The 23023-nt window shown below is 53.4% G+C and carries 24 protein-coding genes and 1 pseudogene; 8 read left to right on the top strand and 17 right to left on the bottom strand.

All coding sequences use genetic code 11. The features are described 5' to 3' along the window. Together ACTQ33_RS06495 and ACTQ33_RS06490 are read left to right on the top strand one after the other, a co-directional pair. A partial coding sequence (locus ACTQ33_RS06495; RefSeq protein WP_441463169.1) for a hypothetical protein occupies positions 1-1016 on the top strand: 1016 nt, incomplete at its 5' end. A 134-nt stretch (positions 1017-1150) separates the two neighbouring features. Continuing rightward, the gene (locus ACTQ33_RS06490) at positions 1151-1660 is read left to right on the top strand and encodes a hypothetical protein (RefSeq protein ID WP_441463167.1); all 510 of its coding nucleotides are present in this window, start codon (positions 1151-1153) and stop codon (positions 1658-1660) included. On the opposite strand, the gene ACTQ33_RS06485 is transcribed toward ACTQ33_RS06490, so the two are convergent. The 4 genes and pseudogenes from ACTQ33_RS06485 to ACTQ33_RS06470 all read right to left on the bottom strand — a co-directional run bounded on the left by ACTQ33_RS06485 (position 1634) and on the right by ACTQ33_RS06470 (position 3722). After that, positions 1634-1960: a helix-turn-helix domain-containing protein gene (locus tag ACTQ33_RS06485; RefSeq protein WP_441463165.1), complete on the bottom strand. Its 327-nt coding sequence runs from the start codon at positions 1958-1960 to the stop codon at positions 1634-1636. The genes ACTQ33_RS06490 and ACTQ33_RS06485 overlap by 27 nt on opposite strands. Before the next feature lie 129 nt (positions 1961-2089). Next, on the bottom strand, positions 2090-2389 hold the full coding sequence (locus ACTQ33_RS06480; RefSeq protein ID WP_441463179.1) for an NlpC/P60 family protein: 300 nt from the start codon (positions 2387-2389) through the stop codon (positions 2090-2092). Continuing rightward, positions 2368-3239: pseudogene (locus ACTQ33_RS06475) on the bottom strand (choice-of-anchor A family protein). Before ACTQ33_RS06475 ends, ACTQ33_RS06480 begins: the two are co-directional and overlap by 22 nt. A gap of 192 nt (positions 3240-3431) precedes the next feature. Next, on the bottom strand, positions 3432-3722 hold the full coding sequence (locus ACTQ33_RS06470) for a hypothetical protein (RefSeq protein ID WP_441463163.1): 291 nt from the start codon (positions 3720-3722) through the stop codon (positions 3432-3434). A 145-nt stretch (positions 3723-3867) separates the two neighbouring features. Between ACTQ33_RS06470 and ACTQ33_RS06465 the strand changes: the two genes are divergently transcribed. From ACTQ33_RS06465 to ACTQ33_RS06455, 3 genes are all read left to right on the top strand, one after another. Continuing rightward, the gene (locus ACTQ33_RS06465) at positions 3868-4596 is read left to right on the top strand and encodes an NAD-dependent protein deacylase (protein WP_441463161.1); all 729 of its coding nucleotides are present in this window, start codon (positions 3868-3870) and stop codon (positions 4594-4596) included. Positions 4597-4685: 89 nt separating this feature from the next. Continuing rightward, a complete protein-coding gene (locus ACTQ33_RS06460) occupies positions 4686-4865 on the top strand; it encodes a hypothetical protein (RefSeq protein WP_441463159.1) in 180 nt (59 codons plus the stop codon). Positions 4866-5320: 455 nt separating this feature from the next. Further along, positions 5321-7312, top strand: a complete 1992-nt coding sequence (locus ACTQ33_RS06455; protein ID WP_441463157.1) for a methyl-accepting chemotaxis protein — start codon at positions 5321-5323, stop codon at positions 7310-7312. A 74-nt stretch (positions 7313-7386) separates the two neighbouring features. Here ACTQ33_RS06455 and ACTQ33_RS06450 read toward each other — a convergent pair whose 3' ends face one another. Both ACTQ33_RS06450 and ACTQ33_RS06445 read right to left on the bottom strand, forming a co-directional pair. Then, complete coding sequence (locus ACTQ33_RS06450) at positions 7387-8142, bottom strand: hypothetical protein (RefSeq protein ID WP_441463155.1); 756 nt, start codon at positions 8140-8142, stop codon at positions 7387-7389. A gap of 14 nt (positions 8143-8156) precedes the next feature. Continuing rightward, on the bottom strand, positions 8157-8894 hold the full coding sequence (locus ACTQ33_RS06445; protein WP_441463154.1) for a cell division ATP-binding protein FtsE: 738 nt from the start codon (positions 8892-8894) through the stop codon (positions 8157-8159). A 60-nt stretch (positions 8895-8954) separates the two neighbouring features. Here ACTQ33_RS06445 and ACTQ33_RS06440 point away from each other — a divergent pair, with 60 nt between their 5' ends. Then, the gene (locus tag ACTQ33_RS06440; RefSeq protein ID WP_441463152.1) at positions 8955-9893 is read left to right on the top strand and encodes a C39 family peptidase; all 939 of its coding nucleotides are present in this window, start codon (positions 8955-8957) and stop codon (positions 9891-9893) included. A gap of 80 nt (positions 9894-9973) precedes the next feature. Here ACTQ33_RS06440 and ACTQ33_RS06435 read toward each other — a convergent pair whose 3' ends face one another. Genes ACTQ33_RS06435 through fliD form a run of 3 tightly spaced genes read right to left on the bottom strand, consistent with a single transcriptional unit; the run spans position 9974 to position 13212 of the window. Continuing rightward, entirely contained in the window at positions 9974-10375 is a 402-nt protein-coding gene (locus ACTQ33_RS06435) for a hypothetical protein (RefSeq protein WP_441463151.1), read from the bottom strand. Further along, positions 10372-10767, bottom strand: coding sequence for a flagellar export chaperone FliS (locus ACTQ33_RS06430; RefSeq protein ID WP_441463149.1), 396 nt, complete (start codon positions 10765-10767; stop codon positions 10372-10374). The genes ACTQ33_RS06435 and ACTQ33_RS06430 overlap by 4 nt, the downstream gene beginning before the upstream one ends. A 36-nt stretch (positions 10768-10803) precedes the next feature. Continuing rightward, the gene (gene fliD, locus ACTQ33_RS06425; RefSeq protein WP_441463147.1) at positions 10804-13212 is read right to left on the bottom strand and encodes a flagellar filament capping protein FliD; all 2409 of its coding nucleotides are present in this window, start codon (positions 13210-13212) and stop codon (positions 10804-10806) included. 193 nt (positions 13213-13405) lie between these two features. Here fliD and ACTQ33_RS06420 point away from each other — a divergent pair, with 193 nt between their 5' ends. Both ACTQ33_RS06420 and ACTQ33_RS06415 read left to right on the top strand, forming a co-directional pair. Next, positions 13406-14194 carry a ParA family protein gene (locus ACTQ33_RS06420; protein WP_441463145.1) on the top strand — a complete coding sequence of 263 codons (789 nt, stop codon included), beginning with the start codon at positions 13406-13408 and terminating at the stop codon, positions 14192-14194. After that, positions 14195-15064, top strand: a complete 870-nt coding sequence (locus tag ACTQ33_RS06415; RefSeq protein WP_441463143.1) for a late competence development ComFB family protein — start codon at positions 14195-14197, stop codon at positions 15062-15064. A 79-nt stretch (positions 15065-15143) separates the two neighbouring features. On the opposite strand, the gene ACTQ33_RS06410 is transcribed toward ACTQ33_RS06415, so the two are convergent. The 8 genes from ACTQ33_RS06410 to flhA are packed head-to-tail and all read right to left on the bottom strand — an operon-like array spanning position 15144 to position 23022. Further along, positions 15144-16451 (bottom strand): EAL and HDOD domain-containing protein, encoded by a 1308-nt coding sequence (locus ACTQ33_RS06410; protein WP_441463141.1) that lies wholly within the window; start codon positions 16449-16451, stop codon positions 15144-15146. Between the two features lie 15 nt (positions 16452-16466). After that, positions 16467-17393 (bottom strand): chemotaxis protein, encoded by a 927-nt coding sequence (locus ACTQ33_RS06405; RefSeq protein WP_441463139.1) that lies wholly within the window; start codon positions 17391-17393, stop codon positions 16467-16469. A gap of 30 nt (positions 17394-17423) precedes the next feature. Continuing rightward, entirely contained in the window at positions 17424-17909 is a 486-nt protein-coding gene (locus ACTQ33_RS06400; protein ID WP_441463138.1) for a chemotaxis protein CheD, read from the bottom strand. Beyond that, a complete protein-coding gene (locus ACTQ33_RS06395) occupies positions 17902-18525 on the bottom strand; it encodes a chemotaxis protein CheC (RefSeq protein WP_441463137.1) in 624 nt (207 codons plus the stop codon). The genes ACTQ33_RS06400 and ACTQ33_RS06395 overlap by 8 nt, the downstream gene beginning before the upstream one ends. A 17-nt stretch (positions 18526-18542) precedes the next feature. Then, positions 18543-19286 carry a flagellar hook-basal body protein gene (locus tag ACTQ33_RS06390; protein ID WP_441463135.1) on the bottom strand — a complete coding sequence of 248 codons (744 nt, stop codon included), beginning with the start codon at positions 19284-19286 and terminating at the stop codon, positions 18543-18545. A gap of 17 nt (positions 19287-19303) precedes the next feature. Beyond that, positions 19304-20062 carry a flagellar hook-basal body protein gene (locus ACTQ33_RS06385; RefSeq protein ID WP_441463133.1) on the bottom strand — a complete coding sequence of 253 codons (759 nt, stop codon included), beginning with the start codon at positions 20060-20062 and terminating at the stop codon, positions 19304-19306. A gap of 21 nt (positions 20063-20083) precedes the next feature. Next, a complete protein-coding gene (locus tag ACTQ33_RS06380; RefSeq protein WP_441463131.1) occupies positions 20084-20911 on the bottom strand; it encodes a sigma-70 family RNA polymerase sigma factor in 828 nt (275 codons plus the stop codon). A gap of 5 nt (positions 20912-20916) precedes the next feature. Then, positions 20917-23022, bottom strand: a complete 2106-nt coding sequence (gene flhA, locus ACTQ33_RS06375) for a flagellar biosynthesis protein FlhA (protein WP_441463129.1) — start codon at positions 23020-23022, stop codon at positions 20917-20919. Position 23023: the final 1 nt, after the last annotated feature.

The following is a 23023-nucleotide window of genomic DNA, read 5'->3' as shown; positions in this document are numbered from 1 at the left end:
TCCGTACCTGCGCCAACTCATCACTAAGCGCAGACATTGTCATCTGTTTATCCATGGTCTTATTATATCACTTCTGGCAGTATCGCGCCTACTTTTCTGTGCGGTATTGCCTTAATATGAAAAAATTCTTATCTTTTATTCTCGTGTTGGCGATAATCTGCACTATTTCCATTTCGGCATTCGCTACAGAGTCTACCTCTATATTTGGTGAGCCTGAGCAAGCATTTGCATCTCATCAACTGCCCGATGATCCCGACATTTATGTTGACTTGGAAGACCCATCAGCGCTTATTGGAGAACTTGATGAAGACGCCACGTGCACAACTACAATCTCCCTTGATTCTCCTGGTGCTGGGCTTGTTCAGCCAAATGATATTCATATTCCTAATTTTATTGAGGTTTCATTAACACCGGGTAAAAAGGGGTTTGTAGTTTCTGTAACAAATATTGGTGTAGATGCACTGACTACGTTACATCTTGATTTAAGATTAACTGACTATAATAACAAGTACATTGATTCTCACGCTATTAATGACGTTAATATTCCAGTAGGTGTACGCACTTACACATGGTTAAAGAACAAATCTGCTACTATAAAGGAAAATATTACTTATTCTGGATATGCAATTGATGGACCCAAATACGACTTGGGTCCCATGTCTACATATCGGTACAACTTTGCTGGAGGAGCATACGGATCCATGAGTTCTTATGAAGGACAACGTCACCACATTCCGTCCGATGCTGTGAATGGGCTTACTACTTATTCTGGACCATGTATTCGTATGTTAACAGAGGATCATAAAAAAACATCCAGTTACGGAAGTAGTACATCTGCTAAAGAATTTCGTGCAAAGGAAGAAAAACTTGTTAAAGAAGGCAAATTTGCAGAAGCCATGCAAATGGGAATTAATGATATTCGAAAGTTATTTGGGACAAAATATGATGATGCAATCGACGAAATGATTTCTTATGCTGTTGCAAAAGAGTATATTGAATTGGGTTCTGTTAAATAAGTTACTCCAAAATTTTGCAAATTTACTTTTTACATACACGTATTTATGCTATATAATATAGTAAATCTGCTGCCAATAATAATTGGGGGTAAAATAATATTGATTGGCAGTATTTTTAGAAAAGGAGAATTCAAATGCTTTTTACAATACTGCCGTTAAAAGGAATTCAATGGGACAATCAGTATATCTTATTAGGAAACACGAGAGAAGCGGTGGAAGCAAAGCTAGGACAGCCTGAAATAGTTGGAAATTCATATTACTATTTCAAAAGTGAACTCCGCCTTGACTTTTCAGGAGAAGATAAACTCGAATTTATTGAATTTTTAGCGGGTTATAACGGTGATATTCAGCCGCTTATTTATGGAGTTCAGGCATTTCAAGTCGGTGCAGACGAACTATATCATGTTTTGAAAGAACACAATTATGGTGACATTATTGATAATGAAAATGGGTATTCGTTTGCGTTTCCTAACATTGGGATTGGAATTTTTCGAGAATCCATCCCAGACAATGTTACCGATTTGATAAGTGAAATGAAAGAAATGGATATAGATATTACAGAGAATTCCAACATCGAAGAAGAACGGTTAAAGGCTTCACATTGGGCAACTATCTCTTTAGCATCCCCCAATTATTCTTGGTAACGTAACACATCCAACGTCATTGCAAATTTTTGCTTTTGGCTCGTTCTCCACGGCAAATAAAATGTGCATTATGCTGATGATGTTTTTCATATCCGGTACTTTCAATATTTCGGTAGATACATCCAGCACATCAGAGATTTTCTCTAGTACAGCCGGTTGTGGTGATCCCTTGGCGAATTCATAATGGTACATCCGACTTCTGTTATTTGAAGTGAAAAGCCAACCAAATTCACTCAAATGATTTAGGATTAGTCCTTTCTGCTTCCAAAACAACTTGCTTCTTTTACCGTTAGTTTCCATACTTCCCCTGCATAATATGATACAAACTAGGGCAGCGGTTCCTCGCTGCCCTAGTTTTTCATCCTATTAAAGCTGGGATTCCTACTCACCGCTTCTGCATTTGCAGTGTTAATCATGGCGGCAGCGTCTTTATTTCCCTCCGTAAAAGCCCGGTCTGCCAACGGCTGCAAAATACTCCTGGCCGGTAATGACCACGCCGCCGCTGGGTGTACAATGGACGATCAACAGATTACCGTCTGCATCCCAGCCGCCTACAATACCCACATGGCTGTCATCCGGGTAAAATACCAGGTCACCGGGCTGGGCCTCGTCCCAGGAGATCGATGTACAATATGTGTGCTGCGACTGTGCGCCGCCGCCATGGCCCATCACATACGCACCGTTGCTGACATTGTAGAATGTCCAGTCTACGAAGCCCGAACAGTCCAGACCGTACTGCTGGTGCTCGACGTGGTACTGCTGGTGCTTGATGTCGTGCTGCTGGTGCTGCCGGTGGTGGTGCTGGTAGTCAGCGCGCAGTCCACGGGGTCGGGCAGCTCTCCGATAAACAGCTCATTGTGGCTTTCGGCGTTGCCGGAAAACGATGCCAGCATAATGTTGCCGTTGATCTGGCTGAAGGTAGTGCTGGCCGCCGCGAACGGCGCCAGCACGGAGCCATAGATGGCCGTGGTGCTGTTGGACCAGGTCAGTGCCCCGGGGAAATTCCATAGAATGCGCCGGGCATTTTCCCGGGTAGCCGCCGTACCGTTGCGGAAAATCTGATAGCTGCCGTACTGGATATTGGGGCCGGTGACGTTGATGAGGATGGTGGAGCTGACGGGTGCAATGATGTTGATGCCGTTGAGCTGATTCAACGCCAGACCGGTTCCATACACGTTGGTGCTGTCGAACTGGAAGATATTGAGGATTTCGCTGGTACCGGTCAGATTCAACTGGCCAAAGACCACCCCGCCGACGCCGTTGGCGGGCAGTGTATTCCAGAACACGGACACACATTTGAGATAGCGTTCTGTGTCGCTGAAGTCAATAGGTTGGCCCACCACCAGGGAACCGTTTGGATTGCCCATGGTGTAGTTCAGGACTGTGCTGGTGGGGCTGATGACCGTATTGCCGCTGGCATTGGAGCCGCCGGAGACGTTCAAGTTGCCGCCCACCACAAAGGATGGGTCGGTGTTGGCCGGCGGCAGGGGCGTAATGCCCGCGCCGATACCGTAGTTGCTCAGGGTGGCGTACCGCCGACGGCCACCCGGCCTTCGGCATCGGTGTTGCTGAGGTTCATATTGCCGAATACAAAGACGTTATATCCATTGGCAGGGCCAAAATTGATTGCCATGCTGGGATTCCTCCTCGGAAAGAAATCGTGCAGCCCACTGGCTCCACAGTACAGTGTATGCGTCGAATGCACCACCGTGTCCCCAGGGCAGCGAAAGGAGGATGCCGCTTGCCGCAGCATCCTCCCGTGGAACTACACTCAGACCGAAGGCTGATCGCCGTCGCACAGACAGCCGTCGAACACGGCCAGCTTGGACTGGAGAATCATCTCCAGACGGGACACGGCCCCCACCATGGACTCTACCGACTTGTTGACGGCCATCAGAACCTCGGGGGTCACATCGGACATGGCCACAACCTTCTGGATTTTCTCACCCTCGGCATTGAGGATGTGGGAAAGGGCGGTCTCCTGCAGGGCTACCGATTCAATGATATCGGTGACGGCCTGCGTGCGAGTGGTGTTGCTGGGGGTGATTACGGGCATTCCCATGATAAAATTCTCTCCCTGTTTTCATAAAATTGCGCCTGTGCTCCCCATATCCTATGCGCCTCGTGGAATGCTGGTGCAAGGCATCCGCTTGTATCCCCGACCGATTCGTGGTACACTGGCAAAAAAGGGAGAGGAGCGTATGGATATGAACGAGTCCTTACAGACCTTGCAGCGCTGGATTGACGAGAGCCGCTGCACCGTTTTTTTCGGCGGCGCCGGAGTGTCCACAGAATCGGGAATCCCCGATTTTCGCAGTGTGGACGGTCTGTACAACCAGAAGTACCGCTGGCCGCCGGAGACCATTCTGAGCCGCAGCTTTTTCGACCGGAACCCCGAGGAATTTTACCGGTTTTACCGGGACAAAATGCTGTGTCTTGCGGCCCGGCCCAATGCCGCCCACCGGAAACTGGCGGAACTGGAAGCGGCGGGCAAGCTGCGGTCCGTGGTAACTCAGAACATCGACGGTCTTCATCAGATGGCCGGGTCCCAACGGGTCTGGGAGCTCCACGGCTCCGTCCACCGCAACCACTGTATGCGATGCAAAGCCGCCTATCCGGTGGAATTGATCCGCGACAGCACCGGCGTCCCCACCTGTACCTGCGGCGGCATCGTCAAGCCTGACGTGGTCCTTTATGAAGAAGGACTGGACAACCGCGTAATCGAAGGCGCGATCCACGACATTCTCAGCGCCGACCTGCTGATCATCGGCGGTACCTCTCTGGCCGTTTATCCGGCTGCCGGGCTTATCGACTATTTTTCCGGCCGCCATCTGGTTCTCATCAACAAAACGCCTACGCCCTGTGATGACCGGGCCGACCTGGTTTTGACCGGTCCCATCGGCCAGCTGCTGAACCAGATTCACGCCGACGCCTGACGGTCTCCGCCATGAGTATGTCCCATCCGAAACCGGCCATACTAGGAAAAACCGGCCCATGGCCGGGTAGGATGGAAGGAGGCGATCCCATGGCCAAACAGGGAATGGCACGGCCCGACTGGACCGAGACGCGGCCCCGCAATGACGAACCGCCGGTACCGGAGATTCAGGGTAAGGCCAAGCATGGCAAAACCCCGGCCCGGCCCATCATCAGCGGCACCAGCGGGCCCAATCTGAAGGTTTACCACCACAAGCCCCACGGAGACTGACAAACGGGAGGCGGCCTCTTCGCCGGAGGCCGCCTCCTTTGTATACTCTTTTTCATTGACTGGGTATGAATCGTATGGTACAGTATACAACTGTTCGGATATTACCAGATTGCGCTGGTTTTATCCTGTATTTTTTAGATTTTGTACCGCGATATAAGGAGTTATACCATGAAGCATCCCATCCGGCTGGTCCAGTCCTGACGATGAGGGTGGCCAACTTGCGCAACTCTGAACGGACTGACTGGCGCCGTCCTCTGGGCCCAGAAGCTGAATGGCGCTTCCTCCCGCTCCATGGAGTCTGTTCCCTCCCAGCAAAAGCGTCCACTGAATGGGCGCTTTTGTTTTTGGGAATTTTTTTACCATCATATTATTTTTTTATGTTTTTTGCCGATAAAATAATATAGAGTATATAGTTTCGCACTATTGTTCTAGTATACGCTTTGGGAGGTACATCCATGAAAAGCATTCAGCGAAAAATCGCCATTCGAGTGTTGTCGATGATTGGTGTCGCCGCACTTCTGTGCGGCGGTATCGGCATCTTCACCAATTACAACAGCAGCCAGAATCTTTTACAACAAAACCTGGAAACTACCGCGTCTTTAGCCGCAGAACGCGTTTCCTATGAGCTGATGGCCTATAAAAATGCCGTTGCGTCCCTGGGTATGGTGCCTCAGCTCAGTGACAATACGCCCATCGCACAAAAGCAGGAAATCGTACAACAGTGGGTTGATAACTACGGCATGGTCTGCGGCAATTTGCTGGATACCACCGGCAACAGTCTTTTTGACGGCAATAACTACGCCGACCGGGAATACTTTCAGAAAGCCCTGGAAGGCAACATCTGGATTTCTACTCCTACCATCAGCAAAACCACTGGTGAGTTGTCGATCATGGTTGCAGCTCCTGTATGGCGCGATGGAGAAGCCAATTCCGTTGTTTCTCGTGTAGTCTATTTGGTACCGCCGGAAACCTTCCTCAATGATATTGTAAATTCCATCCAGATCAGCGAAAACAGCATGGCATACATCATTTCCTCTGACGGCACCACCATTGCCGACCCGGACATCTCCCTGGTGGCCACGGAGAACATTGAAGAAGAGGCCAAAACCAACAGCGACTACGCGGACTTGGCAGCCATTCACGCCAAAATGCGCAATGGTGAAACCGGCCAGGGCACCTACACCCTTGACGGTGTGAAAAAAACTGTGGGCTATGCGCCGATCCCCGGTACCGACGGCTGGAGCATCGCCATCAACGCCCATACGGCCGACTTTATGAGTTCTACCTACCAGAGCATCTTCTTGATTTTCGGTATGCTCATTGCCGTATTGATCATTGGTTCCCTGATTACCATTCGTATGTCCCGGAACATCAGTCAGCCCATTCAGATCTGTGCACGCCGTCTGGAGCAGTTGAGCCAGGGCGATCTCACCACCCCCGCGCCGCAGATGCAGCGGGATGATGAAATCGGTATTTTGGCCACCGCCACCTCCGGTATTGTATCGACGCTGACCGGTCTAATCCACGATATTGACTATCTGCTGGGTGAGATGGCAAACGGTAATTTCCGCGTTTCCTCCCGGAATTACAAGTTATACCAGGGCGATATGTCCCAGATTCTCACCTCCCTGCGGAATATCAAGTATAACCTGAACAACACCCTGCGCCAGATGGATACGGCGGCCTCCCAGGTTTCCGCCGGCGCCGAGCAGGTCTCTTCCGGTGCCCAGGCCCTGGCCCAGGGCGCCACTGAGCAGGCCAGTGCCGTACAGGAGCTGTCGGCTACGGTGGCGGATATCAATACCGGTGTTCAGAACAACACCGCCGCCGCCCAGACCGCCAAGGAAAAGGCCAACGCCGCCGGTACCCAGGTAACGCTGAGCAACGAGAAAATGCACGAGCTCCGCGACGCCATGGCCACCATTTTGGAAGGCCATCAGGAAATTGGTCAGATCATCACCACCATCGAAAACATTGCATTCCAGACCAATATTCTGGCTCTCAACGCCGCTGTCGAGGCAGCTCGCGCCGGTAATGCCGGCAAAGGCTTTGCCGTGGTGGCCGACGAGGTCCGCAATCTGGCCTCCAAGTCCGATCAGGCCGCCAAACACACCAAGGAGCTTATCGAGCACTCCACCGTCAGCGTGGAGGAAGGCAGCCGCCTCAGCGAGGAGGTTACCGCTACTCTGGATGAGAGCAAGGAACTGACCAGCGTCGCCGTCACCTACATTGAGCAGGTGGTGGAGAACGCCATGAACGAAGCCAACTCCATTGCCCAGATCACGGAAGGCATCGACCAGATTGCCAGCGTGGTGCAGACCAACTCCGCCACGGCTCAGGAAAGTGCTGCTGCCAGCGAAGAGTTGTCGAGTCAGGCCCAACTGCTTAAGGACCTGGCCGCTCAGTTCCAGCTGCAGGAAGATACCTCTACGGCTGGCGCAAACTGATACAAAAAGTGGACGCCTGGAAAGGCGTCCACTACCAGACAGGGAGCGCCGCATTGCGGCGCTCCCTGCTTCCCTTATGACCGATTCAATGGCTCCGCCTGATTGTCCCCGTTGAGCCGGTAGATAGTACTGCCGTCCAGAGACATCAGATAGATTCCCACGATTTCCCGCGTGTCCACTGCCGTCCGGCGGTACAGCTTCAGACGGTAGCACGCCTCATCGTCGACCATGATGTAGCCGTCATCGGCATAGACCATATACGTCTCTCCCTCTGGAACTCCCAGTTCTTCCGGCGTCATGGATTTCAGTTCTGCCACAGCCGCAGTGACACCAATGGGTTCCTTTTCCGGCTCTGCCGGGTCTTGCAACTGCATTCCCTCCAGAATGGAAGCTGTCAGCTGACATGTGGTTTCCGCCCACTGGATATCCAGGCGCAGGATTCCGGAACCGTCGGCCATATCCTTGCCCACCAGAATCGAGCCCTCCGCGTCGGTGACAGCCGCATTGGCTTGACGCACGCCTTCCTCATCCATGGGGGAGCAGCCGTACTGCGTCTCTAACGCCTCCAGATAGGCCGCTGCAGTCTCCTGACCCGATGTCAGGCCACTATAGGCATAGATGGTCTCTCCCGTCTCGCTGTCAGTGGTGACCTCACAGGACACGCCTTGTTCCGTACCGACGCCCTGATCCTCGCCCATGGCAGGCAGCATCTCCTGACCGAATACGTAGTTGTTCGGCAGGGATGCGGCCTCCTCTGTTTCTCCGCAGCTCGTCAACAACAGCAGCAGCGCGCCTGCGGTACCCAGCGCTTTCCATACATTCTTTCCCATGCGTTCCTTCCTCCCTATCCGCGTGCGGCGGTTCCATCGTCCCGATTGGAAAGCACGTCGCCGTAGCGGCCCTTGGGCACGTCGCCGAAGATGCTGCCATCCACCAGGGTAATCACCCGCTTACGCATCATATTGACAAACATTTTGGCGTGGGTCGCCATGATCACGGTGGTGCCCCGGTGATTCAGCTCTTCCAGCAGGTGAAAGGCATCCCAAATGGCATCCTCGTCCAGATTGGCCGTCAGCTCATCCAGCACCAAAACCGACGGACTGGTGATGATGGCCCGTGCCAGTTCCACCTGTCGGCACTGGCCCTGGGACAGCTCCACCGGATACCGGTCAATCACATCCCGCAGGCCCACCATGGCAAGGGCTTTTTGTACCCGCTCCTCCACCGTGCCATCCAGACGTCGTCGGTGAGCCATGATGACCTGTTCCAGGTTCTGACCGATGGTGCGACGGCGGATCAGCTGCGGCAATTGGGGCACATAGCCAAAGTAGTTGCGCCGCCGGAGCAGCCCCCAACGGGCAAGCCGTACCACATCCATGTTATTGACATAGACTTTGCCCTGATCCGGGCGGAGTTCGCCGGTAATCAGCTTCAGCAGGGTGCTTTTCCCCGCACCGCTGCTGCCGGTGACAAAGATAAATTCTCCCTGCTCTATGGTCAGATCCACCTGCCGGATGGCAAAGTTTTTCCGTCCCTCCTGCATGAAGTATTTGCTGACGCTGTCCAATCGAATCTGTGGCATGGTTTTTCTCCTGTTCCGGACCGTGTCGGGTCTATGTCTAGTTTAATTTGAGGTGTTCCCATGAAAGGTCGTCGTAAAACCGTTCTGAAAATCGCCGCTATTCTCTGTCTGGCGACGGTATGCATTGGCGGTGTAGAGCTGGCGGTCTGCCGCTTTGCCGCGCCGGACCTGTACCGGCGTGTCACCGCTCCGGTGATCGCCGCGGCCCATCGGGTGGGAGACACCGGAAGCGCCATTGTCGACGAAGCAGTTCAGGCCGGTCACGCACTGGTCGTTCGGATATCGGCCGCCTGGAAGCCAGAAGAAACAGAAACACCGCCCCCCGCCGAGGAGACCGCAGAACCAGAGGAACCCCTGGAAAGCCAGTTGGCCGAAGCCCCTGCTGTGAATGAGAATCGCCCAATCGAAGATCCAGCTGTCACTGAGCTGTCTGAACGGGACGGTCTGGAAGTGCTTACAGGCGGCAGCGCCGAGTTTGTATACTATTGCCAGAGCGAAGCGCCCTGGGCCGACGCACCTTATGGGCCCGATCATGTGGGCGGCTATGGCTGCGGCCCCACTGCCATGGCCATGGTGGTCTCCACTCTTTCGGACACCGTGGTAAATCCGGCACAGATGGCTCAGTGGGCCTATGAAAACGGCTACTGCGCTCCCGGCAGCGGCTCGTACCATGACCTGATTCCCGCCGCCGCCGAGGCTTGGGGTCTGGAGGGAATCATCTGGGAGGACCGCACTGCCGACTCGATTCTCAGCACATTGGCCTCCGGCAAAATTTTCGTAGCACTGATGGGACCCGGCCACTTTACAGCCGGCGGCCATTTTATCATTCTGCGGGGCGTTACTCTGGACGGCCGCATATTGGTATCTGATCCCAACAGTCGCCAACGGAGTCTCACCGCTTGGGAGCCAGATCTTATTATAGACGAATTATCATCATCCCGCAACGACGGTGCGCCGCTTTGGTGCATTACTACTCCGGGTGGAAAGAAAGCCTTCTGAACCGATGCCGGTTTACTCCAACATAACTAACAGGGAAGTCCCCTGCCGCGGTCACGCCCGGCAGGGGACTCTTGTTTCTGTTACTGGGCTGCCTTTTGCTCATAGAAAGACTTCTTGCCGCCCATACGCCGGTTGATGCGTTCATCCATTCGGGTGATTTGCTCCAGCAGCTGCCGGTTCTGCCGGACGGTCCGTTCCAGTCCCTGAGTGGTCGCTGTTCCGCCACTCTGACCATTAAGGACCTGTCGTAACTGTGCACTCTCTGCCTGTGGCAGTGAGCTGCACAGCCGCCGCAGGTGGGCGTCACAAATCCGCAGCCGCTCCAAAGGCTCTTGGCGCATGCTTAGAAACAGCTGTACCGAAACCTGATCCTGCCGTTGAATGGCCTCCGATAAGTCGGTGGTCAGTTCCAACAGTTCCGACAAGGCCGTATACATTGTACGGCATGCGCCATGGGCCTCGGTAATCGTCTGTTGGTTCAAAGCTGTGCCTCCATCTGCTTGTCTGATGTGGTATTTTTATCGGCCTGTCGGAAGCTGTCACGCAACTCGTCAACCATGTGAGTCACCCGCTCCAGCTCTATCTGGTTGCGTCCCGCTTCTACACGGCAAAGCTCATAGCAGAAAAATTCGTACAAGCGATCTAACTTTTGGCTGATCGGATAGCTGTGATCCAATGTATCAGACAAATAGTGGATAATGGCCACCGACCGGTGGAGTGCCTGTTCAAAGGTATCATATTGCTGCCGTTCCAGCTCCATTTCCGCCAACTTCAGCCGTTTGACCAGTTCATCATAGAGCAACAGCAGCAGCTCTCCTTGGGTCATAGTATCGAGAGAGTCCTCCCGATACCGCTGATAACCTCTTATATCCATCTGTTGGTTTTCCTTTCTTATGACGTCATCCGCACATCAATAGCCGCCTGTCAAGCCAGCCAGAGCAGAACTCTGGGAATTCATCTGGTTGATGAGGACCTCCAGCTGAGTGAATCTACTGGTATAGTAATCCACCTGATTGTTCATTTTTTCCTGCCATCTGCTAATCTGCTCCTCGATATCCTGCATTTTGCTCAACATCGTATTTTTCAAAGAAGCAGTAGGAGAGTACTTGGAACCGGCTCTCTCAATCAGGATGCCCTTTGTGGCGCCTGTAGTAGATGCATAGCGGTCAATGACATCCTGCAGTGCTGCCATGACACCATCGCTGCTGGAACCGGTATCTTTACTGCTGGTAAACGCATTACGGACACCATCCAAATCGCTTTCCAAAGCTTCGGTCAATTTGGTTTCATCCACCGACAGCGTGGTCAAACCATTTTCATAGCTTGTAGTAATGCCAATGGAACGCAGATATGCTGCATTACTATTGTTGACCACAGCATCACGCAGAGCCGAATAGAGGCTGGATAAGTCACGATCCATAAAGAGAATACCAGTCTTAGCTTTTTCTTCATAAGCTTTGATCTCATTTTCGGTCATATCCGCTTCATCTTCAGCACTCAAAGGCTCATATTTATCTCCATTAGACTGCTGCAGCGGCATATCTGAATAGGCTTTCTTGACCTCTGTGGCAATGGTATTAAAATCAGAAACCATCTGCTTGATGGCCTCTACGATTTTACTCGAGTCGGTCTTGCTGTTAAATGTAACACCTTGTGTACCATCAATTTCCTGAATATTGGAGGTATCATTTCCATTTTTATCTTTTGCCGAAAACTTACCTTCCAGTGTAACTTTCAGGCCATCCAAATCTACCGTATTGGAACTACGGGTGTAAGTGGTCGTTTGGCCGTTAATGGTTGCCGTAAATTCAGCGTCATCTCCAGTGACTGTCTGCACACCAAACAGGGCCGCACCCAAATCGTCGGCGGTTGTTTCGATCTTGCTGGCTTTACCGGTTTCATCAGACACCAGATTGAACTGATTGGTCAACTTCGAGTAGCTAACCTGTATACCGGCGTCAGATGCGTTGATGGCATTCATGATCTTGTCTATGGTAGCATTCTGATCAAACGTCATCGTCTCTCCATTAATGGTCATTGTATACTCATAAATTTTCTCGCCGTTCTCGTCCACTCCCTTGTCTGTTCCCGTCAGGGTCGCGCCGGCCAGTTTCAATGTTCCATCAGCTTCAAGGGTTCCCAATGCCTTTAGTGACTTGCTGGTGTCCAGGTAGCTGGTCATACCGCCGTCAAAACCCATAAACTCATCCACACTGGACTGAACCGACAAAGTGGAACCCTTCTGTACGGTAAAGGAAAGTTTCCCATCTTGTGTAACATCTGCCGTAACGGTCCCATCGCCAAACGCTTTTCCCAGCTGTTCATTCAGCTTTGTTTTGAACTCATCCGCAGAGGTAATAAAACTACCATTCGGCTTCACCACATCTTTCAGAGCGATGGTCTTGGTTGTACCATTCACCGTCACGCTGATTGTCTTATCCGACAGATATTCTGCCTTGCTGACCTGCGACGTGGCGGCAGTGCCCGCTACGTCAAGGGATGTGACTTTCCCATCTGCCTCCAGCTGGTCTTTCAAATTCAGCGTCTCTGCCAGCTTACCTGTAGCGCCGCTGATATAGGCCTCTCCAAACGTGATCTGCCCATTCTCTACTTTGACATCAATCCGTTCATTTGCAGCAACACTGCCAATCGTGGTTTCTCCCAGCTTTTTCACAATGGCATCTTTCAGCTTGTCTGCGGAAATATTGCCGCTTCCGTCACTATTCTCACCGAGGAGCTCCTGCTCATCAAAAGAAATCGTGACTTTCTGAGCGCCATAGGTCAGAGTCAAAGAACCTTCCAACTTGCTGATGTTGACTTTATCGGAAAAATTCAATTTTTCATTAGCTGATACGGTGATCGCACCGGTTCCCTGATCGACAGAGGTACCCGGGGCTGTTATCGGACTGTAAGCCTGGGCAGCTTTTGCCAGTTTTGTAACACTGTTAATCACAATCTCGCTACTGCTCTTGCCTGTGGCCGTAATCATATTGGCATAGTCGCCCTTAGCAGTGGTAACCACAGAATTATTAAAGAACGCAGAACTCATCAAATTGCTGGTAGAAGAATAGGATATGTACTTCCTGCTAAATTCTACCAGCTTATCAGAAATGCTCTGATACGACTCCTGCTGCCATTGGACCGTGGTCTTATTTTTCTGCAGTTGCAGGATCTTCTGCTTGTATCCCTGCACCATACCCTCAATCATGGCCTCGGTATCCATGCCACTGGCCAGACCGGTGATCATATTATTTGTTCGGTTGCCATAAATACTGCTGGATGATGAACTGCTGCTCATAAGACTGGTAATCGATGCCATAATAATTCACTCCTTAAAAACCCTTTGGTTTGATACGTCCGATTGACAAATACTGCAATACCCGATAAAATAATTTATGATTATCAGTATTGCTGTTTCTTTTCATCTACTATATCGGCCAAATATAAAGAAAAATAAGCCGTCTGCGCTGATTTCTTTTACAGGCCCAAAAAACAGGAGGAATCGACCCAGGATGCCTGCCACCATCACCACCATTACCAACCAGAAAGGCGGCGTCGGTAAAACCACTACTGCCGCTGCTCTGCTGTCCTGCCTGTCCCAGCGGGGCGCCCGGGTCCTGGGCGTAGACCTGGACCCTCAGGGCAGTCTCGGCTTCAGTATGGGTCTGGACATTGAGCACTGTGCCACCATCTATGATGTCTTTCGCGGCGTTGCCGAACCGGCGGATGTAATTCGTTCCACCGATGTCTGTGATGTTCTGCCATCCAACATTTTACTTTCCGCCGCTGAACTGGAGTTTAACAAGCCCGGCCGGGAATTTCTTCTCAAAGCTGCCCTGTCCAAGGTGGCCGATCACTATGACTATATTCTCATTGACACACCTCCGGCCCTGAATATTCTCACAGTCAACGCCTATGTGGCCTCGGACAGCCTGATTATCCCCATGGCGCCGGAGGTCCTGAGCCTCCTGGGCGTATCCCAGATCAAAGAGACCATCGAGAGTGTGCGCAGCTATTACAACTCCCGTCTCCAGGTTCTGGGCATTCTCCTCAACCGCTACAACGGCCGGTTGAATCTCAGCCGTGAAATGCTGGAGCTGGCCCAGGAAATTGCCCGGCAATTGAATACCCGGGTGTTTAACAGCAAAATTCGCAGTAGTGTTTCCGTGGCAGAGGCCCCGGCCCACGGCCAGAGCATCAACGACTATGCCCCCCGCTCCAAGCCTGCCCTGGACTTTGCAGCCCTGTGTGAGGAGATTGCCGGCGATGTCTTCCCCCTGCCCACTGAGGAGGTAGACTAAATGGCGACAAAGAAAAGCAACCGCAGCAGCAAGACCGATCACGTTTTGAGTCTGCTGTCCAACAGCAGTGCCCCGGAACCGCCCACAGAAGACGTTCCGGCAGCCGAAGCTCCCAGTGGGGAGCCCCCGGTAAAAGTGGCGGCGCCTGCCGCTGAAGTCCCAACCGGTGGTGCCCAGCGGCTGTCGCCGCCTATTCTGGAAGTGGCCCGTACCAACAACGAAGCCCTGGAAGCAACCATTCAGCAAGCTCTGGAAGCCGCCTTGGAGGAGGATATACCCGCTCCTTCCGCCCCGGAAGCCATGCCCCCGCAGGCTCCCATTGCCCCGACAGAGACAGTGTCTGTGCCGGTATCGGAATCTGTGCCCGATTTGTCAGCCATGTCCGAGCCAGCTTCCACGGAGGTGCCTGAGCCCGTGGCGGAATCGGTCCCCCAGCCGGTATCGGAGCCTGTGGCAGAGCGTATTCCGGAACCGACACCCGCAGCGGTTTCCGCCGCTGAACCGACACCGGTCTCCGTGTCCGTACCGGAACCGGACACAGTCGCATCGATTGTTCCGTCAGACCCAGAAGCCGCAGCTACCAGGCAAATCCTGCCCGATGGTTCCCGGATGATCAACGTCATGGAATATCTGGTAAGTCAGAAGGTGGAATACTACGCCCGCATGTTCCATCTGTGCTGCTGCCCCCGCTGTCTGGCTGATTCTATGGCTCTGGCTCTGTCCCGGCTCCCCGCTAAGTATGTGGTTCTGCCGGAGCAGTCCTATCGTCCCATGCTGAGTTTTTTGGAAGCCAAATTTGATTCTATGGTAACAGCTCAGGTCATTTATGCTTGCAAACAGGTGCTGGAAGTACCGCGTCACAACTTATAACATTATAACACCGAACGGGAGCGCCGCAGCATGCGGCGCTCCCGTTTTATTAAAGAATTATGTAGTTTTGCGCTGCATCTTACACCGGTTGCTTTTCAGCATTGGCTTCCGTCGTTTCCTCCGGCGGCAACTGGTTGGGCTCGGGGCTGGTGATTTCCTTCCAAATCCGGTTGACTTCTTCCATGCAGTTGAAATAGACGCTGGTCAGCAGATTCGTGGGAATACCCAGTGCTTCCGCCAGATCATCAATCCGGCCCCAGTCGGCTTCTTCATAGCTTAAGGCCAGATCATAGAGCATACCACAGCGGCCCGTCCGCTTCAGCAGCGCTTCCTTGACCTCATCCCGCAGGGGTACCTGCTCCAGAATCTCGTCCATAGGCGCGTCGATCAGGTAATTCAGTGTGGAGAACATACCCATCATATAGGCATCCGGCTTGGAAATGGGCATGTTTTTTGCATAGTTCATCAAAGCGCTGCAAAAACTGGCCCGCATAAAGGACAGGCGCAAGAAGTCCTCGGCGCCATCTTCCAGCTGGTTCTCTGCGTTGCTGGCGCTGAGCAGATAGGCCCACTGGCGCAGTTCGCTCAGGCCCATGATGACAATGGCCTGCCGAACGGTATTGACCCGGTGACGCAGGGCAAAATAGCAGGAATTGACCATTTTGAGAATGCCATAGGTCAGGGTAGCGTCCACCGAAATGATTCGCTCGATTTCCTCCATATTGGGTTCATTCTGCGTGATGGCCATCAGCAGCCGGAAGAAATTGCTTTGCAGATATCCGCTGCTGTGGGCCTTGGTAGTCAGCTGGGAAGCCACATAGGTACCCTGTAAAGCGTCTACACCTACCTTCATGGCTCTTTCATACAGTTCCTGGCTGTCCACTTCGGTAGCAATGCACTGTTTATTCATGCTGTGGGCAATATCGACAATATTTTTCAGCGTCATCTGAGAGGTCGTCTTCAGATTCAACTTGATATAATCAATGGTGTCCAGCAGGGCCAGATACCGGGGGGCAAACTGGAATTCATTGACGGCCACCCGATAGCCCTCTTTGACGTACTGCTGAACGATGTGCATAGCCAGGGGATGGATGATCACACTGTCATCAATCTGAATGACAACCTCGTCTTTTCCGAAGAGCCGGGGTGTTTTCTTCATCAGCAGCGTGGTGGTAAATGTCATAAAGTTCAGTGTACCACGGAGTAATTTGTCGGTATTTTGTGTCAAAAAGCTGTAGATGGTATCCGCCGCAGCGAAATCAGTAACGGTAACGCTGCGTTCACCGTCGCTGAACGCATGGTTTTCGCCGTGGTAGCGAATCTCATAGCCAATGGTCTTTTTGTTGCAGTCCTTGATGGGCTGCCGCACAATGTATTTGCTGCTCATTTAGGAAACGCCTCCTTAGATGCCGTTGCCGCTGACTTCCAACAGATGATCGATAACGCCGATGAGATGGCCGATTTCCGGCTTACTCAACTGCTCGTCAGCGCCCAACTGCTTACCCTTGATATACATCTCCGGTGTGATCAGAGAGGAGAAGATAATCAAAGGAATCCGCTGCAAGACGGCGTCATCTTTCATCAGCTTGGTCAGCCGGTGGCCGTCCATCTGAGGCATCTCAATATCGGTGATTACCAGCGCTACCTGGTTGAACAAATCCTTGGAATCCCGGATTTTCTGCGCCTGCTCCCACAGCTCGGCACCGTTGGAGAACGCCCGCAGATTGTCATAGCCAGCCTTGCTCAGCGCCTCCTGAATCATGCGGGACAGGAGGATGGAATCCTCAGCAATCCAAATGGGCTTATCGCTGCGGTTGCGGTAGCCCATGTCCTCCACCTCTTTCATCTGAATGGTGGTCTCCGGAGCGATCTCCGCCACAATGCGCTCAAAGTCCAAAATGGTCACCAGCTGCTGACCGCACTGGGCAATACCGGTAGCCACACCGTCAGGACCCCCGGACACGGTCTTGTCAGGCTTCTGGATATCCTGCCAGGAAATCCGGCTGATCCCCACAACAGTATGAACCCGGAAAGCAATAAACATCTTATTGAAGTTGGTGATGATGAATAAGTCCTTCTCGCCCTTTTCCTCTTCCCGCTGGTTGAGGTATTTGGGCAGATCAACCACCGTGATCACCTGATCTCTGGGCTTGAAAATGCCCTCCACGGCCATATGGGAATGGGGCATGGGACGCACTTCCTGCGCCAGCATGATCTCCCGCACCTTGGCCACGTTGATGCCATACAGATTCCCGTCGATGGTAAACTGCATAATCTCAATTTCATTGGTTCCCGATTCCAGTAAAATGCCGTTTTTACCCTGATCCATGGCGCTTTCCTCGCTCTCTTAATTCTTGATTTACAGAATCTGTTCCGGCCGGTTGTAGCTGCGAATCCGGCCCACGCCGGTGGCCACATCGAACAGCATCGTTCTGGCCACGGTGCCGCCCACGTCCTCTTTCAGAAGCCGGATGTTCTCCCGCTTGAGGGTCATATGGGCGCTCTCAATGTTGCGCTGGCCGATGTTGCCCAGGCTGCCGCAGCCCGGCGTGTCAAACATCCGGGCGCCGCCGGCCATTTTGGCCACAATGCGGCTGCGCTTGGCGCCCTGGAGTTCCATACGGCGCAGTGTCTCCCGGATTCCCGTATCGGCATATTTCAGCGGCGATGTCCGGCCGGTTTCCATGTTGATGGGCAGCATTACATGGACCAGGGCCCCCAGTTTAATGACCGGGTCATAGAGACATACACCCACGCAGGAGCCCAACGCATATGTAATCAATTCTCCCTCCCGCTGGGCCATTTTCATATCGGCAATGCCGATGGTCAATTTGTTACTAGTCATCCAATACCCCCAGCTTTCTCAGCAGGAAGTTCAGGGAACGCACATCCGGCGACATCAGCAGACGGCATGGTACCGTGCAGTCATCATCAAAAATAAAGTTGGTGCCGATGGCCATAATATAGTCCGACTGACCGCCAAATTCCGCCATGGGCACCGCCATAATGGCGCCCTGCATATCCACCGCAAAGGCCGGAACCGTGGGCCGAATCTTCATATTGGTCAGCCCCGACATGGCATTGGTGTAGGCGGAGATCATAATGTTGCCCACTTCCCGCAGAGCGGAAATATCCATCTCCTCCAGCTCATCAAAGCTGTGGAAAGCCCGCCCCAGGACGCAGGCCAGAACCTGCTCTACAAAGGCTGCCTGCTCAATACAGAGGATAATGCCGTTGATCTCGCCCTCCATACGGGCCAGTACACCGGCGGTAATGATCTCCGGACCACCAATCCAATCGATGGCCTCATTGTAGCCCATGATACGGACCTCGGGCATCTCAATGCGAACGCGGCGTCCAATCATACCTGACAGGGCGGTTGCAGCATTACCGGTACCCATGCTGCCGATTTCCCGGAGTGTATCCAGCTCCATGCTGTTGAGTTCATTATAATTCTTCATTCGTCCACACCATCCTGTCAGTTGGCCAGATTGACCACCGTGGTCTCCACCTCGTCGGCAGTAGTCACCATGCGGAGTGCATAGCTGTACGCCCGCTGGGCCTCAATGACCTTGCCCAGCTCCGTGGCCAGATCCGCATTGGAGGTCTCCAGATAGCCCTGGCGCACTTCCGCCTGGCTAATCCAAATCTGTCCGTTTTTATCGCCGGCCACAAACCGGCCGCTGCCCACATGCTGTAAGCCATCCTCATACTGAATGGTGAAGACGCCTACGGGTTGGACGTCGTCATAGCCGCCGTCCCCCACCACAATGGGGTAGCCCTGGCGGTCCAGAACCTGCCGTCCCTCGCCGTCGGTCAGATAGAACACCTGCTCATAATACGGCTCTTCGCCCTCTTCCTCCACCAGCTGCTGGAAGGAACCCAGTGCAAAGGAACCGTCTCGTGTAAAGGAAATCTCCTCCGTCGCCGGATCGTAAAGGCCAAAGTATCCTTCTCCAATGATGGCGTAGTCCTGTTTCCGTCCGGTCTCCTCGATGGCCGCATCGCTGAAATCTGTGCCGGTGGACACCACCGCCGCGCCGCTGCCTCTGGGCAGATTTCCCTCGGTGCCCTCTACCATACCGTACATCAGAGCGCCAAAGGCTGCCCGTTCGGCCTTAAAGCCGTAGGTATTGACATTTGCAATGTTGTTGGCCTGGACGTCCATCTTTTTCATCTGCTGCTGGGCGCCGATGGCCGCACTGTAAAACCCTTGAATCATGGTACTACCTCCAACCCTTACAATCTGCCGACATCGCTGGTGGCCTTGGTCAGCACGCCGTCATAGAGCTGCAGCACCGTGGCCGCGCCCTGCAAGGCCCGCTGGGCCGTCATCATACGGCTCATCTCCTGGATCATATCCACATTGGAATTCTCCAGGCTCTTCCACACCACCTGGGCGTTGGAAGCCGCCGCCTGCTGACCGTTGGCGCCGAACAGGCCGCTTTCATTCTTCACCAGCTGCTGCGGATCGGCAAAGGTGAACACGCCGATCTGGCCATAATAGGCCGTTTTGTCACCGGCGTTATAAATTCGGCCGGTATCATCGGCCTCTATGTAATCGGTATCCAGATGGATGGGCTGTTGGTCCGTCCCCAGCACCCGGCCGTGATTGGGCAGATACAAATATCCCTCATTATCTAGGGAGAAGTTGCCGTTGCGGGTGTACTCCACCCCGTTGGCCGTGTCAATGGCAAAATACCCGTCACCGTTGATGGCAAAATCCAGCGTCAGTCCTGTCTCCTCCACAATGCCCTGGTCATGGTGGATGTACAGCTCACTGGGCACCAGCATATAGCTGGCCTGGCCGATTGGGGCGGGATTGGATTTGTCAAGATTGCCTGTGCGGCTGAGCAGCACCTCCTGGAAGGTGGTGTCTGTATACGTCTCCCGCTTGTAGCCTGCCGTAGTCAGGTTGGTCATGTTGTTGCCCACCACGTCCAGACGACGGGTTTGGGACAGCATACCGGATGTCAGATCATAAAATCCTCTTGTCATTTCCGTCACTCCCTCCTGGCGCTACTGCGCCATCTGCTCCTTCAGGTGCGTCCGCAGCCGCGCAATGGCGTGACTGTGAATCTGCGAGACCCGTGGGGCGCTGATGCCCAGCACCTCGGCGATCTCCTTCATGGTCAATTCTTTTTCATAGTATAGCGATAGCACCAACTGTTCGTTGGGCCGCAAGTTTTCGATGCCTGTGATCAACGCCTTGTGGAGCTCCTGCTCCTCGAAGTGAACCTCCGGCGAATCCAGCCGTTCCTGCCGCTCCAGCGGCTGGCCTGTGACGCTGCCGTAGGCGTCCAGCAGCATCTCAAAGGACATCAAGTTGGCGCCCGCCGTCTCCGACAGGGTCTTTTCATACTCCTTGAGACTCATGTTTAAGCGCCGGGCCACCTCCCAGCTGTAGGGTGTGCGGCCCAGCTCCATGGACAGTTCATCCACCGCCCGATTGACCTTGGTGAATTTCTGCCGCAGCTGCCGGGGCAGCCAGTCCTCTTTGCGGCTCAGATCAATCATCATGCCCCGCAAACGCTTGGTCACATATGTCTCCAGCTTCACACCTTTGTCCGGGTCGAAGCGATCCACAGCCCCCAGCAGCGTCAGCAGTCCTTCATGGACCACATCTTCCAGCTGATTGCCCCCCACTCCTATGCCATAAGCCCGGGCGGCGATGCGGCGGATCTGGTTCTCAAACCGTAAAACCAGCTCCCATTTAAGGGCGTCGTCTCCGGTTTCCTTGTACCGCCGCAGCAGAGACTCGCTGCTTTCCTGGCCGGTGTCCGGTCCCTCTTCGGGACCGTCCGTGGCCATGGCGGCACTGCCGTCATATCTTGTCATGGTCGTCATGGCGGTTACCGTCCTTTACTCTCGGTACGTTTCTCCTTGGTGGGCAACGTGATATTGCCAATGGCCTGAATCTGGACGTTGCTGGTGATCTCATTGAACGATAGCACGTAGACATCCGGATAGAACTGGGCAATCATCCGACTGACATAAACGCGGATTACCTGGCTCGTCAGCACAATGGGTGTCTGAGACAATTCGTTGAACTTTTTGCGCAGCTCGCCCAGTTCTGCAATGATCTGCTGCATGATTTCGGGACTCAGCGCCAAATAGACGCCGTGTTCGTTCTTCGTCAGCGCCGACAGAATCTTCGTCTCCACTTCGGCGTCGAATGTTACCACCCGCAGCTGGCCGTTTTCGCAGAACTTGCGGGTAATGGTACGGCTCAACGCGCTGCGGACCTGCTCGGTAATCAGGTCCATATCCCGTGTGGTGGCGCCCACATCCACAATGGTTTCCAGAATGGCGCTCAGGTCCTTGATGGGAATGCCCTCCCGCAGCAGATTCTTGAGAATCTTCTCCAGGTTGGCGTAGGTGACAATATTGGGGATGGCGTCGGCCACCAGATCGGGTTCGGTCTTCTTGAGGTTTTCCACCAGCTGCATGGTCTCCGTACGGTTGACCAGCTCGTGGACATGCTTCTTGACGGTTTCCGACAGATGGGTCAGCATAACCGTCAGCGGCGTAATCACCGTATAGCCATAGATTTCGGCCATCTCCTTGTTCTCCGGCAGAATCCACCGGGACGGAATACCGTAAGCCGGTTCCACGGTTTCAATACCGTCGATTTCACCGCTGGGGTTGGCCGGCTCCAGGGCCAGATAATAGTCCACCAGAATTTCGCCGGAGGCCACTTCCTCGCCGCGAATCTTGATGACATACTGGTTGGTTCCCAATGCCGCGCCGTCGTGGAGTCGGATGGAGGGGATGACAAAGCCCATATCCTGCGCAAACTGGCGGCGGAAGATGACAATGCGGCTAATGAGTTTGCCGCCGCTGCTCTCATCCACCAGAGGAATCAGGCTGTAGCCAAACTCCATCTCAATGGGTTCCACATTGAGCAGGGAATAGACATTGTTGATGTCCTTGAAGTAATCGGCTTCGCTGGGGGCCTGCACCTCCTGGGCCGCCGCCATCGCCGGGGCTTCCTCCGGCGGAGGCATCAGCTTCTGCTGCTCCATCCGTCTGGAACTGAAAAAGCCGCCAGCGCCCAGACCGCCGCCCACCAAAATCAGGGGCACAGTAGGCGTACCGGGAATTACAGCCAGGAAAAGCAGAATGACACCGGTGGACAGAATAGCCCTGGGCTGGGCCTTGAACTGGCCGATGACATCGGTATTGAGGCTGCCGTCGGACACGGAACGGGTGACGATCATACCCGTGGCCGTGGAGATCATCAGGGCTGGAATCTGGGAAACCAGGCCGTCACCGATGGTGGCAATGGAATAGGTGCTGATAACGGTGCCAATGTCGCCGCCACCCTGGACAATACCGATGATGGCACCGGCCACAAAGTTGATGACCGTAATGATCAGGGACATGATGGCGTCGCCCTTGACGATCTTGGTGGCGCCGTCCATGGCGCCATAGAAGTCAGCTTCCTTCTGAATCTTGTAGCGCCGCTGCCGGGCCTCTTTTTCATCAATGAGGCCGGAGCTCAAATCGGCGTCAATGGCCATCTGCTTGCCTGGCATGGCGTCCAAGGTGAAGCGGGCTGCCACTTCAGAGACACGTTCGGCGCCTTTCGTAATGACGATGAACTGCACCAGGACGATGATGAGAAAGATCAGCACGCCGATGACGATATTGCCGCGGGTGATGAGTGTACCGAAGGATTTTATGACCACACCGGCATTGCCGCCCTCGGACAGGATCAATCGGGTGGAGGATACATTCAATCCCAATCGGAATAGCGTTGTGATCAGCAGCAGCGATGGGAAAATGGAAAACTCCAGCGTCTCCTTGATGTTCATGGTGATCATCAAAATCAGGATGGACATGGAGATGTTGACAATGATCAATACGTCCAGCATGAAAGCCGGCAGGGGGATCACCAGGAACAATACGATGACCACGACCATCAGCGATATGGCGTTGTTGAGAATCTTGTTCATG

This window comes from Candidatus Avoscillospira sp. LCP25S3_F1, assembly GCF_052117125.1.
GTDB lineage: Bacteria > Bacillota > Clostridia > Oscillospirales > Oscillospiraceae > Avoscillospira_A.
Note: the sequence above shows the minus strand (reverse complement) of the source record. Positions and strands in the feature narration are given on the sequence as shown.